16 protein-coding genes and 1 riboswitch are annotated in these 17,092 nt (G+C 68.2%); of the genes, 6 read left to right on the top strand and 10 right to left on the bottom strand.

Features of this window, described 5'->3' with window-relative positions; genetic code table 11:
- Positions 1–107: 107 nt before the first annotated feature.
- From B7K21_RS12180 to B7K21_RS12170, 3 genes are read left to right on the top strand one after another with little or no spacing between them, the layout of a single operon-like run.
- Positions 108–761 (top strand): hypothetical protein, encoded by a 654-nt coding sequence (locus B7K21_RS12180; protein ID WP_084076011.1) that lies wholly within the window; start codon positions 108–110, stop codon positions 759–761.
- 50 nt (positions 762–811) lie between these two features.
- Positions 812–1,318, top strand: a complete 507-nt coding sequence (locus B7K21_RS12175) for an RNA polymerase sigma factor (RefSeq protein ID WP_084076009.1) — start codon at positions 812–814, stop codon at positions 1,316–1,318.
- Positions 1,315–2,367, top strand: a complete 1,053-nt coding sequence (locus tag B7K21_RS12170; RefSeq protein WP_159448531.1) for a hypothetical protein — start codon at positions 1,315–1,317, stop codon at positions 2,365–2,367. The genes B7K21_RS12175 and B7K21_RS12170 overlap by 4 nt, the downstream gene beginning before the upstream one ends.
- Before the next feature lie 45 nt (positions 2,368–2,412).
- Here the strand turns inward: B7K21_RS12170 and B7K21_RS12510 are convergent, their stop codons facing one another.
- The 4 genes from B7K21_RS12510 to B7K21_RS12155 all read right to left on the bottom strand — a co-directional run bounded on the left by B7K21_RS12510 (position 2,413) and on the right by B7K21_RS12155 (position 6,720).
- Entirely contained in the window at positions 2,413–2,559 is a 147-nt protein-coding gene (locus B7K21_RS12510; protein ID WP_144016218.1) for a methionine/alanine import family NSS transporter small subunit, read from the bottom strand.
- Positions 2,556–4,130 carry a sodium-dependent transporter gene (locus B7K21_RS12165; protein ID WP_084076005.1) on the bottom strand — a complete coding sequence of 525 codons (1,575 nt, stop codon included), beginning with the start codon at positions 4,128–4,130 and terminating at the stop codon, positions 2,556–2,558. Before B7K21_RS12165 ends, B7K21_RS12510 begins: the two co-directional genes overlap by 4 nt.
- A 261-nt stretch (positions 4,131–4,391) precedes the next feature.
- Positions 4,392–5,045 carry a hypothetical protein gene (locus B7K21_RS12705; RefSeq protein WP_084076002.1) on the bottom strand — a complete coding sequence of 218 codons (654 nt, stop codon included), beginning with the start codon at positions 5,043–5,045 and terminating at the stop codon, positions 4,392–4,394.
- 136 nt (positions 5,046–5,181) lie between these two features.
- On the bottom strand, positions 5,182–6,720 hold the full coding sequence (locus B7K21_RS12155) for an HNH endonuclease signature motif containing protein (protein ID WP_084075999.1): 1,539 nt from the start codon (positions 6,718–6,720) through the stop codon (positions 5,182–5,184).
- Between the two features lie 113 nt (positions 6,721–6,833).
- Positions 6,834–6,948, top strand: a riboswitch (SAM riboswitch).
- A gap of 14 nt (positions 6,949–6,962) precedes the next feature.
- On the opposite strand from B7K21_RS12155, the gene B7K21_RS12150 reads away from it, so the two are divergent.
- On the top strand, positions 6,963–7,415 hold the full coding sequence (locus tag B7K21_RS12150) for a hypothetical protein (RefSeq protein ID WP_084075996.1): 453 nt from the start codon (positions 6,963–6,965) through the stop codon (positions 7,413–7,415).
- Here B7K21_RS12150 and B7K21_RS12145 read toward each other — a convergent pair.
- Complete coding sequence (locus tag B7K21_RS12145; RefSeq protein WP_084075993.1) at positions 7,403–7,774, bottom strand: GntR family transcriptional regulator; 372 nt, start codon at positions 7,772–7,774, stop codon at positions 7,403–7,405. The genes B7K21_RS12150 and B7K21_RS12145 overlap by 13 nt on opposite strands.
- Before the next feature lie 245 nt (positions 7,775–8,019).
- On the opposite strand from B7K21_RS12145, the gene B7K21_RS12140 reads away from it, so the two are divergent.
- Positions 8,020–9,405 carry a hemolysin family protein gene (locus B7K21_RS12140; protein WP_084075991.1) on the top strand — a complete coding sequence of 462 codons (1,386 nt, stop codon included), beginning with the start codon at positions 8,020–8,022 and terminating at the stop codon, positions 9,403–9,405.
- On the top strand, positions 9,398–10,450 hold the full coding sequence (locus B7K21_RS12135) for a hemolysin family protein (protein WP_084075989.1): 1,053 nt from the start codon (positions 9,398–9,400) through the stop codon (positions 10,448–10,450). Before B7K21_RS12140 ends, B7K21_RS12135 begins: the two co-directional genes overlap by 8 nt.
- Before the next feature lie 12 nt (positions 10,451–10,462).
- On the opposite strand, the gene B7K21_RS12130 is transcribed toward B7K21_RS12135, so the two are convergent.
- The 5 genes from B7K21_RS12130 to B7K21_RS12700 form a co-directional block, all read right to left on the bottom strand.
- Positions 10,463–10,999: a hypothetical protein gene (locus tag B7K21_RS12130; RefSeq protein WP_144016217.1), complete on the bottom strand. Its 537-nt coding sequence runs from the start codon at positions 10,997–10,999 to the stop codon at positions 10,463–10,465.
- Positions 11,000–11,083: 84 nt separating this feature from the next.
- Entirely contained in the window at positions 11,084–11,464 is a 381-nt protein-coding gene (locus tag B7K21_RS12125) for a hypothetical protein (RefSeq protein WP_084075984.1), read from the bottom strand.
- Positions 11,465–11,652: 188 nt separating this feature from the next.
- Positions 11,653–13,167, bottom strand: a complete 1,515-nt coding sequence (locus B7K21_RS12120) for a DEAD/DEAH box helicase (RefSeq protein ID WP_084075980.1) — start codon at positions 13,165–13,167, stop codon at positions 11,653–11,655.
- 267 nt (positions 13,168–13,434) lie between these two features.
- A complete protein-coding gene (locus tag B7K21_RS12115; RefSeq protein WP_159448530.1) occupies positions 13,435–16,236 on the bottom strand; it encodes an NACHT domain-containing NTPase in 2,802 nt (933 codons plus the stop codon).
- A gap of 298 nt (positions 16,237–16,534) precedes the next feature.
- Complete coding sequence (locus B7K21_RS12700) at positions 16,535–16,678, bottom strand: hypothetical protein (protein ID WP_159448529.1); 144 nt, start codon at positions 16,676–16,678, stop codon at positions 16,535–16,537.
- Between the last annotated feature and the right edge of the window lie 414 nt (positions 16,679–17,092).

The raw sequence follows: 17,092 nt of genomic DNA, 5'->3' as shown, positions 1-17,092 counted from the left end.
TTGACGTGTCAACCAACTTGACGCCTCGCGCATCTCATTCGTGGAAGGCCTTCCACACATGCAGTTCCAGCAACGAAGCACACGTTCTGTACGAGGGGAGAAGGACCATGCACGCATCAAACACGCACGCCACCGAGAAGAGGATGGCAACCATCGGAGCGTCGTCGGCGGTCGCCGGCGCCTCGCTCGCACTGCTCGCGGCTTGGGCGATCGGGGGAACGTCCAGCGCCGCACAGGCCCACGAGCTCGACGACCCCGACGCACAGGTCGCCATCGGCGCATCACTGCCGTTCGGGCTCCTGTGCCTTCCGGCCGACGACGGTGACACCGACGGCGGCGACGAGCCCGGAGTCATCGGGGTCGACCTCGATGTCGACGTCGATGCGGACGGCCCGAACAACGGATCGGGCGGCGACTCGGGCAACGGCGGCGGCGGCAACGGCGGCGGCGGCGACTCCGGCAGCGGCGGCAACGGCGGCGGCGGCGACGGGTCGGGCTCGGGTGACGGCGACAGCCACGGAGCGCTGATCGACGTGGACCTCGACGCCGACGTCCTGGGCGGATCGGGCTCCGGCTCCGGCGACGTGCTCGGCGGCGCCCTGGGTGGCGTGCTGGGCGGCGTGGGCGGCCTTGTCGACGTCGAGGCGGACACCACCGTCGGGCAGCTGCTCGACGTGGACGCTGACGCGGAGGTCGGCGAGATCGACGAGCCCTCGCTGATCGAGGTCGACCTCGACGCACTGCTCGGCTTCGGACACTGATCCGAAGTAGACGCTACGGTTGACGAAGACGAGAACGTTCGGGGAGGGACGTGATCGAGGTGCAGGGGGAGGCGGCCACGCGGAGACGCGTGGCTGCCTTCCTGCGCAACGATTACGCCCGCGTAGTCGCCGCAGTCGCGACGCACACGGGCGACAAGGACCGCGCCGAGGACGCAGTGCAGGACGCGATCGTGAAGGCGCTGAGTGCGGATCAGGAGCCGGAGAATCTCGCGGGTTGGATCACCGTCGTCGCCATCAACTTCATCCGCCAGTCGTGGCGGCGCAACGAAGCCCAAGGCCGCGCCTACGTCAGGTGCGCCACGTGGGACGACCCGTCCGACGACGAGTCCGAGAGGACCGTCGACTCGATCGCGGTCCATGAGGCGATCGCCGACCTGCCTGAGCGGCAGCGTCTGACGGTCGTCCTGCACTACCTCGACGGACTTTCGGTGGCAGAGATCGCCGAGACGCTCGGGGTGTCGGCGGGAACGGTGAAGACCCAGCTGAGCCGCGGGCGCGAGGCGCTCGCCGGGAGATTGAAGAAGGAGGTGGCGTGATGGCTCGCGACGGCATGTCAGACGAGGACCTGCGCGATCTTCTGCGCTCGGCGGCCGAGGAGCCGCGCGTCGAGGGCGAGGACGAGCTGCTCGACGTGCTGATGGCCCGCATCGTCACGGATGGCGGCGCGGATGTCGCAGACGCGCCAGAACCGCCTTCGTTCCTCAGCGCCATCCCCGGTACCGGCGCAGGGACAGTCGCGACGGCCGACGCTCGCAGCGCCTCGAAGGTCACTGCACTCGGTGCGCGCGGCCGGCGCGGCCGCGTCGCGGGAGCCGCAGGCATCGGGATCGCGGGATGGGTCGCGATCGGCATCGGCTCCGCGGCTGCCGCAGCGACGGCGGGCGCACTCATCACCGGCGTGCCGTTCTTCGGGGGCGGCGAGGACCCCACACCCGCGCCGACGCCGTCGATCGAGCGCGCCGACGCGGCGGGCCAGGATCAGGACGCCAGCGACGTCACCGGAGCGATCACGGCGCCCCACGCCTCGCCCGACACGGACGCCAGCCAGCAGAACGGCGCCCCCGACGCATCGGGCGGCTCCGGCGTCTCGCAGGACTCGGGCGACACCCCCGGTGGCGGCACAGAAGGCAACTCGGGCGGCGACCTGGGCGGAGGTCTCGTCGGCGGCGTTGTGGAGGGTGCCGACGAGTTGGTGGACGAGGTGGTCGACGACGTCGACGATCTGCTGCCTGATGGCCCCGTCAAGGACCTCGTCTCGCCCGTCATTCACTCAGTGGATCTGTCCGGACTCACGGGCACGCTGCTGTGCGGCGACACGGCGCAGGTCAACGTGGTCGCGTCCGATGCGGTGGGAGTCGAGGACGTGAGCCTCAACCTGTCGATCCTGTCGGTGATCTCTACGGACATCTCGCTCGACCATGCGGGCGGTGACACGTGGACCGGCACTCTTGCGCCGCTGTCGCTGCTCGACCTGGGCGGCCTCCTCGCGCCCCTGGTGAACGTCACGGTCGTCGCGGAGGATGCGGCGGGCAACAGCACCACCGCTCAGGAGTCCCTGGCCCTCAGCTTGTTCGACTGCGGCTGACGCGCGCCCCACAGCCTGACTTCGCGGCGGAGCGCGACGCGCCGGTCACGCCGTGGGCGGAGGGTCGTCCTCTCCCCCGCTGGGCATGTCGGAACTCTCGGGTCGGCGCGCGAGGAACACCACGGCCCCCGCGAGGCCGCCCCAGATCAGCAGCATCGACGCGATCATCAGGACCAGCGCGTCGGCGCTCATGGCTCGAGCTCCAACTGTTCGTGGGTGGGCCAGATGTCGGGATGCTCCACGTCGCGACGCCACCGCAGCATCGGCATGACGACCGCGACGAGGGCGAGGAACGCGACGGTGCCCCACCCGAACACGAGCACGTACCAGGTCGGCAGATCCGCGTAGCCCTCGGTGGCGAGGCTGACCGCCTTGGACACGAACATGTACACGAGCAGCAGCGCGACGACGTTGACGAGCACGAGCCAGCTACGGCCCAGCCGGAAGGTGGACACGGCCGAGAGGTGCCGCCGCAGCTCCGTTCCTCGGCGTCCGATCCAGAGGGCGGCCCCGATCATCGCGATTGCCCCCGCGACGATGCCCAACTGATTGGACCACTGGTCGACCGTGTCGAGCAGATACAGCCCTGTTGTCGTCGAGAACCCGATCACGGAGAGGATCGCCGAGACGATGCCGACCGTGACTGCCGTGCGGCGTGGGTCCCAGCCGAACTTGTCCTGGAAGGCCGCGGAGATGGTCTGCATGATCGAGATCAGCGACGTCAGGCCCGCGAGCACGAGCGACGCGAAGAACAGGGCGCCAAAGAACCACCCCGCGGGCATCTGCGCGATCACGGCCGGGAAGGTCACGAACGAGAGACTCACTCCCCCGATGCCCTCGAGGTCCGCGACCGAGACGCCCTCCTGGGTCGCGAGGAAGCCGAGGGCCCCGAACACCGCGAGTCCCGCGAGCAGCGAGAAGGAACTGTTGCCGAACGCGACGACCAGCGCGGGGCCCGTCACGTTGGAGCGACGGCGACGGTACGAGGCGTACGTGATCATCACGCCGTACGCGAGCGACAGCGAGAAGAACACCTGGCCGTAGGCGGCGACCCACACGTCGGGGTCGGTCAGCGCCGAGAAGTCGGGCGTGAAGAGCGCTTCGATGCCGTCGGCCGCGCCCGGCAACGTGACGGCGCGCACCGCGAGCATGCCGAACGTCACCACCAGCAGCGGGATCCCGATGACGTTGAGCCGCTCGACGCCGTTGTGCAGCCCGAGCGCCAGCACCAGGATGGTGAGGCCCCAGATCAGCACGAGCGGCAGGGCGACGCCCGGCACGACGTCGAAGGTGAGGCTGCCCGCCTCGCCTAGCTGCAGGTAGTCGCCGAGGAAGAAGCCGCCCGGGTCGTCGGCGTAGTCGAGGCCGAAGCTGAAGTAGAAGTAGCTCAGCGCCCACGCGATGATCACCGTGTAGTACAGGCCGATCACGAAGCAGATCGCGACGTGGAACCAGCCGACCCACTCGCCGCGTCGCGTGACCCGATGCATCGCCAGCGGCGCCGAGCCCCGGAAGCGATGGCCGATCCCCATCTCCAGGAAAAGGATCGGGATTCCCGCCGTCACGAGCGCCACCAGGTACGGGATCATGAACGCCCCGCCGCCGTTCTCGAACGCCTGCCCCGGGAAGCGCCAGATGTTGCCCAGGCCCACCGCCGAGCCGATCGCGGCCAGGATGAACGCCGTCTGGCCGCTCCAGTGCTCGCGCTTCCCCGCGTCCGCGTCGGTGCCCGGGGCGACGCCAGGCGGCGGTGATGATGACATCTCGGCCCTCCAGACTGCTCAGGCGATCCCGCGATCCCGTCGCACCACCTGGGCGCATGACGCGATACGGGTCACGCTAGCGTCAGGAAGGATCCGATGCGCGGTGAGGAGCCCTGCCGAGACGGACGCCGACGCCGATGCTGCGCCGGCGCAACGCCGCTCCCAGGTCAACCCTCGTGGAGCACCCGCGCCTGCGGCGCCCGTTCTCGCAGCACGCCCCCGGGGGGGGGCTCAAGTCCAGGCAGGACTCGCACTCAAGCGTCAAGGCTCGGGGTCGATCCCCGCCTCGGTGAAGACGTCGACGGCGACCGCGCACGTGCTCTCGGCGTACGCCTCGATGACGGCAGCATCGAGATACCAGGCGCTCAGCGTCGACTCGGGGATCGAGACCATGTACGAGGTCGAATCGGACTCCAGTTGCTCCTTGGAGCTCGCCCCGAGCCAGATCTGCGAGATCGGCGACACCACGACGTCGTAGTACTCGCGGACGCCTTCAAGCGCGGCGACCACCGTGTCGTTCGCGATCTCGGGCTGTACCGCATCGATCGACGCGACGACGTCGGCTCCCAGAGTGTTCATCTCCGTCGCGGCTTCCTTCGCCGGGCCCAGGTCGTCCTGCGACAATGCGAATGCCGCAGCATAGATCCGCTCTGGGTCAGCAAGGTTCCCCAGATCGGTCATGTCCTCAAGCAGCACCGCGATCTCCTCGCACGCTCCGAGGTCGAGCCCGTCTTCCTCGAGCGGTGATGGCGTGATCGTGATCGCGTCGAGCGTGATGAGGTTCTCCTCATCGACCGTCTCACCCGCGGGCCCAGTGGCATCCGCCGTCGTCGATGCCTGCGAGCAGCCGCTCAGCCCTAGTGCTCCGATTGCCAGGCAGACCCCCGCGCCCAGGACAGAGTTCCTCAGGTTCATCGTCGCCTCCCCCTACGTCGATGGGTCCTACTCTCACACAGCAATGTCTGATGTGCACGGTCTTCGGGCACCTCGAGACTCGTCGACGCGGCGCATCCCCACCGGGACTGCACGCTGTCGCCGACCCGTCGCGCTCTCAACGATGCGCTGGTTCGAACTGCGCATCCCACTCGCGGAACTCCGCTTCCCAGCGCGCGATCATCGCGTCGTCGTCTCGCGCTTCGGCCGCCGGGTCTGGTGGTACGAGCACGTCGAGTGCGGCCGATCCTCCCAGGACGCATCTGCCCTCCGGATCGACTTCGGGCGGTGGAGTGAACATGACCTTGCCGCCAACGATGTCGATGTCCCATCCATAGCGGTGGATGTCGTGGTGACATCTGGTGCAGAGCATCACCCCGTTCGAGAGGTCCGATCTCCCGCCCGATTCCCACCACCGGATGTGGTGGGCTTCGCAATGCTCCGGCGGCGCATGACACTTGGCGCAGCCGCCATCGCGTTCCAGGAGCGCGATGCGCTGCGCACGCGTGAATGCGCGAACCTGCCGTCCCAGGTCGAGCACCTCGCCGTCGCCGGCGAGCACTTCGGGGATGAACCCCGCGTCGCCCGCGAGCCGCCGCAGCTCCTGCACGGACACGGGCTGCTCCACGCCGTCGATGGTGCCGAGGCCCGCGCCGCGTTCGAGATCAGCGAGGCCCACGCGCACCACCATGGAGGTGCGAACGCCGGTGCTGCGCGTCCCGCTGCACCCGAGCGCGTGACGCGCGAGTTCGTGCAGCGCATCGGCGCGCATCTGGCCGATCGAGCGAGTGTCGCTCTCCCACGCGTCCGCGCCGCCTGCACTCGCCACCGGACCGCCCTCACCCGCCACATTGCCACCGGGCCCCACACCACCCGTGCCACCGTCAGCCACCCCATCGCCCTGCCCAGGACGCGACTGATTACGCACTGATCTGGTGGTCATCTGCTCGATGACGTTGATGATCGGCGCGGCGGTCACGACGTCGAGCTTGCCGTGGATGGTCACGACGCCGTCGTGCCCGGTCTTCCACCAGAGGTACCGCTCGTCGTAGTTCTTGCGCTCGCGCGCGAGGTGCTCTTCCTTGTCGACGCGCGCGACCGCCCGGGCCACCATGCGCTGCACGTCGTGCGCCGACCGACCAGCGGCGCCCTTGACGAGCCGCTCCTCGATGGCGTCCAGGTGGGTCGCCTCGACGCGCGCCGCGAGGCTCTCGAGACCCTCGACGATCAGCCCGGCGGCCTCGACCGAGAGGTCACCCGCGAGCGATGCGGCCGCGACGTGCGGATGCTTGGGCTTCGGCGGCGCCGATGGCGTTCCCACTCGCTCGCTGACCGGCACCTTGGGCTGGTGTGCGCGACCTGCGCTGATCGATCGCTTCGCCGCGCCCTGCGACGTACCCCGCATGGTTGAGAGCATCTTCTGCGCGTTCCCGTAACCGGACTGCCGCGCCAGGCCGCCTCCGGGCGCTTCCGGCGCCGACAGCCGGTCGATCTCGCCCGCCAGGCGCGCTCCCCACGCACCGACGACGCGCTCAAGGCGCGCGACCGCCTGCGAGAGCTCGATCAGCTCGTCACGCCCGAGCGCGGCGGTGTCCTCAGCGGCGCGCGAGCGCACCCACGCGCTCGCTCGCTCCAGATCGGACACCTCGACTGCCATGAGAACAGTCCATCACCGGGGTCTGACATTCCGCCCAAACCCGCCCACAGCACCCCGCGCAACGGCACCCCGCACTCGCCGCCTGTCAGACCTCACCCATAGAGTCACGAGTGGATCAAGAAGTCCGGCGCCAAGCCCTCCAGCTCGCCGGCTGGCAACCGCGTTCCGACACGGTGCCCCTGGAGGGAGATCCGCCCTGGGTGAACCGCACGCGGGGAAGAACGGGTCCTCAAGGAGAGGTCATGAAACACATTCGCCTGCACACGTGCTTCTTCGAGTGCGTGGGGCACAAGGTCAATACGAGGCAGTTCGAACTCGCCATCAACGCGGGCGAACCACGCCTGGTGCAGCTCGTCGGCGAGCACAGCACCGGCTTCCTGGTGGCTCCGCTCTACGGCACGGACCATGTCGAGGCCTGGTGCATGCATGAGGAGAGCCGCGCGATCGTGCGACGCAACATCGAGCACGGGGACCTCGTCATCCGGGGCTACACGTACGGGGTCGCGTCCCTGGCGAAGGGTCTCATCTCCTACACCTCGCCCGAGTTCTGGCGGGAGTGTCCCTCGCATGAGGAGATGACGCCGCTGATGGCGGGCTTCATCCATGAGCCCGATTTCGCGGCGGTGTTCGGCTCCTCCGCGCCCGATCAAAGGCGACGGGATCCTGGCAGCGCGCCCGACGCTCAGGAACCCTGAGCGAACCTCACCCTGAGGTGGGCGACGAGCGCGTCGGCGTCGAGCCCCCGCGCCCGCGCGGCAGAGACGTACGCGTCGGCCAGAGCCGCCAGCTCGCCGTCGCCTGCGGCCTGCCCGATGACGCGGGTCCCGGCGCGCCCGGCGGTCGCCACGAGCCCGGCCTCCTCGAGCTCGGAGTACGCGCGGGCAACGGTGCCCGCGGCACACCCAAGCGAGGTGGCGAGCGCGCGGATGGCGGGCAGGCGCGCCTGGTCGGCGAACTCGCCGGAGACGATCAACGCCGCGAGACGGTCGCGCACCTGTTCGTAGGGCGGGGTGGAGCTGGCGGGGTCGAGGGCGAGCGCCTGGGTCAGGTCCATACGCCGAACCTAGCGCGCCCGTCCGACGCTGCCCGCGCCTTCTCCCCAGCCCGCCCGACGCTGGCGCCGCCCTCACGCCGCGCCCGCCCGACGCGCTACTCACCCCGGCGCGGTTCCTCCCTGGGTAGGAGGCACCGGCGCGTCGGGCCTGCCTACAATCGCCGCATGCCAGATGGCCATAGTCCCTCGCCCTTGCCCGCCCGCGCGCACCGCGTCGCGAACGCGTCGACGATGGGGGCAGCCCGATGACCCAGGCCTGGCTCCTCCTCGTCCTCGCGGTCGCCCTGATCGGCGCGAATGCGCTGTTCGTCGCGGCCGAGTTCGCGTTCGTCACGGCTGACCGGCCCACGGTGGAGCGTGCCGCGGCGAAGGGCGACAAGCGCGCGGCGTCGATGCAGGCGGCGCTGAAGAAGCTCTCGACGGAGCTGAGCGGCGCGCAGCTGGGCATCACCGTCACCTCGCTGCTGGTGGGCTTCATCGCGGAGCCCTCGCTCGCGACGCTGCTGCGTGGGCCGATCGAGGCGCTCGGGCTTCCGGAGGGCTCGTCGCTCGCGGTGTCGCTGACGATCTCCTTCATCATCGCGACGGGTTCGCAGATGGTGTTCGGTGAGCTGGTGCCCAAGAACTGGGCCCTCGCGGAGCCTCTGCGCGTGGGGCGCGCGGTCGCGGGCGCGAACCGCGGCTTCACATGGTTCGCGGGCCCGCTGATCCGCGTGTTGAACGGCACCGCGAACCGGATCGTGCGGGCGATGGGCATGGAGCCGCGCGAGGAGCTGGCGTCGGCGCGTTCGGCGCAGGAGCTCGAGTCCGTGGCGGAGCGTTCCGCGCAGCGCGGCGTGCTGGAGCCGCGGGTGGCGCGTCGTCTGCAACGTGCGGCGGAGATGAAGGCGACCACCGCGTCGGACGCCATGACGCCGCGCACGCGCGTGCACTTCGTGAGCGCCGACGATTCGGTCGCGGACCTGCTGAGCCTCGCCTCCCGCACGGGCCACGCGCGCTTCCCCGTGATGGGTGAGAACGTGGACGACATCGTGGGCGTCGCGCACTTCAAGCGCGCGCTGGCGGTGCCGAAGAGCAAGCGCCGCACCACGCCGATGCGCGAGATCTGCCTGCCCATCGCGTCGGTCCCGTCCACGATGCCGTTGAGCGCCGTCCTCGCGGCGCTGCGGGAGGGCTCGCAGATCGCTGTGGTCGTGGATGAGTATGGCGGCACCGACGGCGTGGTCACGCTGGAGGATCTGGTCGAGGAGATCGTGGGCGAGATCGAGGACGAGCAGGACCGTCCCGTCTCGCGCTTCCGACGCGTGGGCGAGCGCACCTGGTCGCTTTCCGGTCTGCTGAGGCCCGACGAGGCGGGCGACATCATGCACGTCGACATGCCGGAGGCGCGCGAGTCGGACACGCTGGGCGGCTTCCTCACCGAGCACCTGGAGCGCTTCCCGCGCCTGGGCGATCAGATCACTGTCGAGGCGCGCGACGAGGACGAGCGCGACGAGGACGACCTCGCCACACCGGTGCGCGTACGCCTCACGGTGACGCGCCTGGACGGGCATCGCGTGGACCGCGTGCTGCTGGACGTGATGCCTGCCGAGGACGAGGCCACCGAGAGGAAGGAGGCCGCCGATGTCTGACGGCCTCGCGATCGCCCTCACCGTGGTGCTGCTGCTGGGCAACGCCTTCTTCGTGGGCGCGGAGTTCGCGCTGATCTCCGCGCGCCGCACGCAGATCGAGCCCTACGCGGAGAAGGGCTCGTACACGGCCCGCATCACCGTGCGCGCCATGGACCGCGTGTCCCTCATGATGGCCGGCGCGCAGCTGGGCATCACCGCGTGCTCGCTGGGGCTCGGCGCGCTCGGTGAGCCCGCCGTCGCACATAAGCTGGAGAAGCCGCTCGCGGCGATCGGCATCGAGGGAGCGTGGCTGCACGGGATCGCGTTCGCCATCGCGCTGCTGATCGTCGTGTCGCTGCACATGGTGCTGGGCGAGATGGTGCCCAAGAACATCGCGATCGCCGGGCCGGAGCGCTCCGCTCTGCTCCTGGGCCCGCCCCTGTACTTCCTGGTCGTGATCCTCAAGCCCGTGATCTGGCTGCTGAACTGGTCGGCGAACATCGTGCTGCGCATGCTGCGCGTGAAGCCGACCGAGGAGGTCGCGAGTGCGTTCGACGCCGACGGCGTGGCAGCCCTAGTCGCCGAGTCGCACCAGGAGGGGCTCCTGGACGAGCACGAGCGTCGCGTGCTGGACGGCTCACTGCAGCTGTCGTTCGAGTCGGTGCGCGATGTGCTGACGCCCGCGGAGGACCTGGTCACGCTGCCGGTGGATGTCACGCCGCAACGCGCGCAGCGCGAGTGCGTGCGCACGGGCTTCTCGCGCTTCCCGCTCGTGGACGCGGGCGGCGAGTACGTGGGCTACGTGCACCTCAAGGACTTCGTCGAGGTGCCTCGAGGCGGGGCGACCAAGCCGATCCCGTCCGACGCGGTGCGCCCCCTCACCGCCATCGACGCCGACGCGTCGCTCGAGGAGACGCTGACCGCCATGCAGGCGCGCGGCACGCATCTGGCGCTCGTGCAGGACTCTGCGGGCACGGTGCTGGGAGCGGCGATGCTCGAGGACGTGATCGAACGCCTGGTGGGCGAGGTCGCCGATGCGTCGCAGGCGGTGACGGCTACCGAGTAGTCGAGCACCTACTCAGTCGGCGAGAGCGTCGCGCACGAACGCCTCGATCTGGTCCAGGTGGTGGGCCTCGAGCCCCAGGTCCGACGCTGGGGAGACCATGAGCAGGCGTCCGCCTGGCCATTCCTCGGGTCCGTCGCCGCCGGACAGAGCCATCTCGGCCTGCCAGGCGTCGAGCATGTCGTCGATCCACACGACGGCGTCGTACATCCCGACGGCGTCACGTGCGCAGCGGGACTTCCACCAGCCGGCCTCGGCGAAGGCTCCGCCCTCGACGTCGCACACGTCCCAGTCGGCGCCGAGCCCGATCATGGGCGCGAGCACGCGGGGCGCGTGGCTGCGCCAGGTGGTGCACCACCACGCCGTGACGCCGGGCAGGCCTGTGACGGCTCGCAGGCGGTCAATTGCGCCGCTGGACCACTCGATGCCGAGCGTTCTTCCGACGGCGTCGTGTCTCCAGTCCTCGGCCGGCCAGTGATCGCGGCACGCGTCAACCCCGGGGAATGGGCACAGCACGCCGTCCACGTCGACGAGGATCGCCACTGAGGCCACCGTCGGCACCTCCCGCGTGTCTAGGGCCTACGCCCACCTCAACACGCGGACGCACCGCGGGGCGTCCCCCACGCCGGACGCGGCTCAGTCGTCGGCAGGCTCGGGCTCGCCGCGCAGCACTTCCAGCAGGATCACGAGCGCTCCTGAGATCGCCACGGAGATCGCGGGGAGGAACACGATCGAGAGCGCTCCGCCGCCGAGCAGCATTGCGATGCCGACCCGCGTCGCTCCTGAGGACGGGCCACGTGCGCGGTCGGCCCAGCCCTCGGACCAGGCAGCCGTGATGCCTGCCGCGACCGCGGCTGCGGCCAACGTGACGGTGGCGCTCACCGTGAGCGCGGTGGTCCATTGCATGCCACGCAGTTCCTCTTCGGCCGCGTAGGCCTCGAGCAGCGCGAAGACACCTGTCACGATCGCGGCCACGATGGCCGCTCCCCAGCTGAGCCAGATGGTCAGCCTTCTCATCTCTCCCCCTTGCAGCGCCCTCGCACCGCCCCATGGGCGTGGACGCTCCGGACACACTAACCCTTCAACCATCCAGGAATGCGGAAGGACCCGGGCATCGGTGGATACCCGGGTCCTTCCGTACGCCTGTGGACGATCAGCGCGTGCCGTCTACGACACGCCGCCCGTCACGAGTGCGAGTGTCGCCGTCAGCGGCTGCGGCGGCCGCCAGCGGAGAACGCCGCGGCGGACGAGTGCCCGCCGGAGTGGCGGCTGCGCGTGGTCTGCGAGGCGCGACCCTGGCCGCTCCCCTGGCGACGCTGGCCGCCCTGCGAGGAGGCGCCGTCCTGACGACCACCCTGGCGGCCGCCGTGTCCGGTCTCACCGGTGTGACCGCGTCGGGCGTCTGCACCGGCGGACTGGCCGCGGCCACGGCCGCGACCGGAACCCTGCTGACCGTCACGACGCGCGCCGCCGCCTGCACCCTGCGAGCGACCGCGTCCGCGGCCTCCGCCCTGGCGCTGAGGCTGCTCGGTGATGGGGGCCGGCTTCACGTAGGGAGCGACCTCGCCGATGAGCGTGACGACCTGCGGCGACGTCGCGTTGACGGCCTGCGGCTCCGCCTTGATGTTGGCCTTGCGCAGCAGCTGCTGCGTGTCGCGACGCTGCTCGGGCAGCACGAGGGTGACCACGTCGCCCGAGGTGCCGGCGCGAGCCGTACGACCGGAGCGGTGCAGGTACGCCTTGTGCTCCATGGGCGGGTCCACGTGGATGACCAGCTCGATGCCGTCCACGTGCACGCCGCGCGCGGCGACGTCGGTGGCGACGAGAACCTTGGCGCGACCCTCAGCGAAGGCTGCGAGGTTGCGGTCACGGGCGCCCTGCGCGAGGTTGCCGTGCAGGTCCACGGCGGGGATGCCGTCCGCGGTGAGCTGCTTGGCGAGCTTCTTCGCCTGGTGCTTGGTGCGCATGAACAGGATGCGGCGGCCGGTGCCCGACGCGAGGGCACGGACCACGTCACGCTTGCCGTCGGCGCCGTTGACGTGGAACACGTGGTGCGTCATGGCGTCCACGTGGCTGTCTGCGCTGTCCACCGAGTGCGTGATGGGATTGTCGAGGAAGCGCTTCACGAGCTTGTCCACGCCGTTGTCCAGCGTGGCCGAGAACAGAAGGCGCTGACCGCGCTGCGGGGTGGCGGCCATGATGCGGGTCACGCCGGGCAGGAAGCCCAAGTCCGCCATGTGGTCGGCCTCGTCCAGCACCGTGATCTCGACCGCGTCGAGCGACACGATGCGCTGCTTCATGAGGTCCTCGAGGCGGCCGGGGCACGCCACGACGATGTCGGCGCCGCGAGCCATCGCGTTCTCCTGACGGCGCTGGTTCACGCCGCCGAAGATCGTGGTGGTGCTCATGCCGTATGCGGCCGCGAGGGGCGCGATGACGGCGTCGATCTGGGTGGCGAGCTCACGCGTCGGCGCGAGGATGAGGGCACGCGGGCGGCCAGGACGGGCCTTGCCGCCCTTGGCGCCCAGGCGCGCGGCGACGGGCAGCGAGAACGCGAGCGTCTTGCCGGAGCCGGTCTTGCCGCGGCCGAGCACGTCACGGCCTGCGAGCGTGTCAGGAAGCGTGTCTTCCTGGATGGGGAACGGGGTGAGCTTTCCCTCGCGCTCAAGCACGGTGGTGAGCTGCGTGGGCACGCCGAGATCGGCGAAGTGGATGGGCATGAATGCCTTTCAAGTCTGCTGCCGGGCGCGCGTCAGCGTGCTTGTCCCCTAGTTCAGGGCACCGGCAGTGGTGGCGAAGCGCGAAGGTGTTCGCGTTCGTTCGCCGAAGAGAGGATTTCTACGAGCCGCGCTGTGTCTGGGGACGTGCGCTGGCGAGAAGGAGAAGCAATCTGCGACGCATGCAGGCCGTTCTTGCTGGCTGCACTCGGTAAGGATACCAGCCGCTGATGCCTGCAGGACCTAATCTACTTGCGCTGCCGCGTCTAGCTAGTCAATCGGCGAGGCGTCGCAAAGTGCGAGTTCTCCTGAGCACCAGGCGCGCAACAGTCCCTGCTCGTTCGCACCGATTGACTCGGCACCGACAGCGGCCCACAGTTCATCCTGCTGCAACCTGCCCTGACGAGTGGAGACCGCAAGACGCAGAATGTTCCCCTGCGCGCCACGAGGCAAGTAGGCGCTTCCCTCGGGCAACAACTCCCCGAGCTCCGCCAAACACAGCAACAGGAGAATTGCGCCCCAGCGCTGACCAGGATCAAGCGTCAGGGGTAGCGCGGAACTCGCTTGGCCCATGTACCAGAGGTGGCGGTCCAAGGTCCGCGAGGTTCTGGCTAGCGGCAGATCGGCAAGCTCACCGCAGGAAGCCGCAAGTTCCTCAAGATCCGTACCCACCGCGTCCTTGACGCGTGCACCCATTTCCTCGGGAGTTGAGGGGACGTTGCGAGTGACGTGTGCAAGCATGTTTTGTGCGGCCGAGCCGAACCCAATACCCCCAATCGCGAGATCAACTCGTCGGAACAAGTACTGAAACGGCGGCGCGCCATCCGAGCGTGCGGCCGCGATAACCTCCGCAATGCTCGCTACACCGGCGATCAGGGCTAGGGCCCAGACCTCGTCAGCGTTGTTCCCGCCCAGGAGGATCTCTCGGTGACTGTCCAAGAACTCGCGCTTGCGATCAATGAGGCGTGCACGGAGGCGTTGACGCTCAGAGTAGATCGGGCCCCAAGTATCACCGAATACAAGCGCGAGGTGGGCAGCTACGCGTCTCGTCTCATCATCTCGGTCTTCGAGTGATGCGCTGCAGCGATCGAACACGGCCTCGGCTACCACGGTCGCGAGGTCGGTCCGGACATCTGGCGCGAGCAGGATCGATGGTACCAAGTTGGTCAAGATACCCGTGCGACCGAACTCCTGCGCAACCAACATCGAGGTCGCGTAGGAGTGATCGACCAACGCGACCAGGAGCTCGCGGCTCACGGAGACTGTGGACAGCACCCTCCACGCAAAGGCAGAAACCAAATCCGCCTTGTCCGAACTCCTCCGACGGCGATCTGAGATCAGGCGTCTGATGACTGCTTCGGCACCGTTCAGCCGATTCCCGTCATGGATCTGGATCGCCAGTTGGGCGACTTCATCCCACTCGCCACGTGAGACTCTCGGCAGGATCAAGCGGGCCAGTTGTTCCGACTCACCGAAACGACGGGTGATCTCAAAGGCCGCGAAGTACTCCAGGAAGGTTCGGTGTGTGAAGCGGTACAGCGCGCGGCCGTCTTGGTCCGTCCCTGCCTCCGAGAGCACCCACGCGCGCCCCCGGCAGAAATCCACAAACTGCTGCGCGGCGACGTGCGCGGCCTCAACACTAGAGAAGAACGGCGTGAGGTACTCAGAGGTTTGGAGCACCAAGTCCCTCTCGAGGACCGCCTCTTCACCAACAGATGTATACATCCAATAGGCGATGTGCTTGATCGCATTGTCGATGTGGGGAGCGGCATCGAGTTCAACATGGATCTTGCGCGAGTGATCCCACTTCTTGAAGAGGAGGTTTGCGCACGCCGCATAGACCTCTGGCCTCGCACGAGGCAGGTAGCCCTCGCCTCGATACAGAATACAGAGGAGCGACAGCATGAGTGGCGTCGCGGCCAAGTCCGCAACAGCCTCCGCGTCACGGACGAACGCAGCGGCTTGAACGTCTGGATCTTCGAGGCTTCGATCCGCGCCGGCGACCACTCTGAACCACTTGACCGCGTACTCACTCACATCCTCAGGATGAAACCCCGCAATTGCCAACGAGTCGAATAGCCTCGGGTCAAGCCGTGCCTGCGCGTAACCGACTCGCCTCGACGTGACGAGGATTCGTGCCTGCGGAAATGCGTTCGCAAAGGCCTCAACGATCTCTGCAACTTCACGACGTGAACTAGTCTCAATTAGTTCATCGAGCCCATCAAAGATCACTAGCGCTCGCCCAGACCTGAGCAAGTACTCGACGGCCCCGTCCGGAGGCGTCGCTTGGTACCGGCTCCCGGCCGCACGATTGATGTATTCTGCGACCGAATGCGGAACCGGCATAGTGGCTGCGAACTCGCGCACGACGACGAGGAACGGGACTCGGTCGCCCAACTCGGCTTCGCGGTGCGCAATGTACGACGCGACGGTCGACTTGCCGGCTCCAGGGTCTCCGAGCACGACGGTCCGCTGCAGCGACCGGGCAAAGTCGTCAACCGCGATCGGCGCCTTGTCAATACTTGTCGCTGCCGGGCCGTCTACGTGCAGTCGGGGTGCAACATACAGTTCGTCGAACGGGACCTTCCGCCTGACTTCGGGATCCGGCGGAGTTAGGTATCCGTGTTGGCTTGCAACCTGGACTTTGTAGTCTCGCTCCCACTGAGCAAGCCTGATCCGTGCAGCTAGATCCACGAACTGGGCTGCGACGCTCGCCCTATGCGTAATCGATGCGGCACTTCGCCGCAATGTTGACTGGACAGCAGCACTCCGAAGGCTCTGGATAGCCGCTTGTGAGTCGAGCTCGAGCGCCTCGATCCGGCTTCGCACAGCTCCCAAGGTGAGATCGAACGCGAGCCGGGAGCTCTCATCGCCCACAGCCCCCTCAAAATGCATTGCTGTTAGGGCAAGAAACGTCGCGCGCGCTGCACCAAATTCATCTTCCGTCGCATCGACGAGAACCAGCGCGACCACGTCTTCGAGCAGTGAACCGCAGTCCGGTGTACTCAAGAACTCTTCGAACGCGCGCACTGATACGTCATCCGGAAGGACCTCAACCAGGGGCAGATTCACCTGCGCGAAAGCAGTCCCAATCTGCGCGCGAACGTCCAACAACTCTCGATTCGATTGGCGCTTAGCAACACCCGAGTTTTGGAGAACGCGCAATGCACCGTCGAGAACACGCTCAAAAGCAATGGACAGCGCCGCTCCTGCGCTCGCTTCAACCAGCACAATTTCCCCCATCAGAACCCGCGTGCTCACTACACGACTCCCGACCATGAGTTTTCCGCAACCACTTACGCGACGCAAGCCGATGCGCTTGCCGCGTGGACTACGTTCGACCCAACTTGTGCAACCCCGCCCCGGGCCTCTACCCCGCCGTCGCTGTGATCGCTTCACGCACCGCGAGTACCTCGTCGGAGCTCTGAGGCTTGCCTGCGGCGCGCCCCACCACGTCGATCGTCGGCGAGTCCCTACGCTCGACGATTTGCGCGCCCGCGTAGACATCGAACAATCGCGCATGCTCGCTACCACTTCACTGGGGGCCTTCACTGTCATCATGAGGTCCCCCGCGGCGACCGCAGACGAGACGATGAACGCGATGTCCTCCTTGACTCGCTCCTGCTGCGGCACCACCGTCGCGGGCGCGATGCCGCCCTCGAACGATTCGATCATCCGCGCCACAATCACCTCAAAGCCCACCCCGCCTGGCCCTTTGACCAGGTTCTGCATCACCTTCGGATTCGGCTCGCCAGCGCAACCAGTTGGGTCACCGTCACGCGGTCCGAGTTATAGCGTCGACAACTACTTCGCCGCTGCTCTCCAGATCGTCTGCAGCCCGCCGCGAGCGGCATCGAGCGTGGCCCGGCTTGCACGACGAACATCGGCACCCGTGCTCGCCTGCATCGAGACGTGGTTGTCGAGGCAT

It is taken from the genome of Demequina sp. NBRC 110052 (genome assembly GCF_002090075.1).
Lineage (GTDB): Bacteria > Actinomycetota > Actinomycetes > Actinomycetales > Demequinaceae > Demequina.
This window is presented reverse-complemented; position numbering and strand designations above follow the sequence as displayed.